Source organism: Nocardia sp. NPDC058519 (genome assembly GCF_042719755.1).
Taxonomy (GTDB): Bacteria; Actinomycetota; Actinomycetes; order Mycobacteriales; family Mycobacteriaceae; genus Nocardia.
On record NZ_JBHXNK010000075.1, the window covers coordinates 1 to 1,127 of the forward strand.

The following is a 1,127-nucleotide window of genomic DNA, read 5'->3' on the forward strand; positions in this document are numbered from 1 at the left end:
GTTAGGCACCGGTGCTTGCTCCTTCGTCGCCTACGCACCGGCGCCTAACCGGCGACCCGGCCGCGACCGGCCACTTCGTGGCCGCCGCTCCCTAGGGGTCGCGGGTGGGGGGTGGGGGTGCGGTCATGGCGGATTCGGTGCTGGTCCAGGCGGTGTGCGGGTGGTGATGTCTTGTTGCTATCGATTTGTGGCATACGGCTGGCAAACGTTATCGTTCGCGGGCGGCGCGCGGGGACGTGTCGTTTTCCTTGAACTGGTTAGTGGGTGTCGGCGTGATCCGTCGGTCTGTGAATGTGAACTCTTCGGCGGTGCGGCGGATTGCTCGGCCGGTTGTCGGGGTGCTGCCGATGGCGTTGGCGGTCGCGTGTGCGGGTGTCGCTATCGCGGTGCCGCAGCCGGGGGTGAACGTGGCTCCGGTGCAGCCGGGTGTTACCACCGAGTCGCCCGCGGACGAGGGTGGTCGCTCGGATCTGGCCAAGTTCGATGGTCCCGATACCCTTGGCCACCTGAACCCTGAGCAGTCGCGGCCGGTGCCGGAATACACTTCGCCCGCCCCGCCGATCGTCATCGAGGAACTCCACCTCCCGGAGCCGGTCGAGCCTGTGGCCCCGATCGCCCCGCCTGAGCGCACACTGCGCATCGGTGACTTCACCACCCCGGTCCCGGACGAGGTCCCGAACGACATCCTCGGTGATGTCAACGGCGCGGCCGCGAACGTCGAAGCCGCTATCGCCACTCAGGGCCGTTCGGTCGGCATCAACCCGAGCCGCTCGGACAAGATCGCCGCGGCGACCGTCGGTGGCGCACTGGCCGGTGCCGCGATCGTAGGCGTTCCGGCTGCTGCCGTCGGCGCGGTCGGTGGCGGGCTCATCGGCGCGGGTATCGGCGCTGGTGTGGGCTTCGCGGTTGGTGCCGCGGGCACTGCGGGCGCCACCGCGATCCTCGCCGGAGCCGCGTCCCTTCCCACCGCGGGCGCCGGGGCCTTGCCTGCGATCGGCGCCGGTTTCGTCGCCGCGTTCCCGATCGCTGCCGCTAGATGATTGATTCCAGGGTGTGGTGGCCCGCAGAGCAGGCCACCACACCCGGATCAGTGGTCGTAGGCGGTCAGTGACCGCAGTGTCGGTGCG

The 1,127-nt window shown here is 69.6% G+C and carries 1 protein-coding gene; it reads left to right on the forward strand.

Going from position 1 to position 1,127, the window contains the following annotated elements; all coding sequences use genetic code 11:
• The first annotated feature begins 308 nt into the window (after positions 1 to 308).
• Positions 309 to 1,040, forward strand: a complete 732-nt coding sequence (locus ACFWPK_RS34555; RefSeq protein ID WP_378923077.1) for a hypothetical protein — start codon at positions 309 to 311, stop codon at positions 1,038 to 1,040.
• Positions 1,041 to 1,127 lie beyond the last annotated feature (87 nt).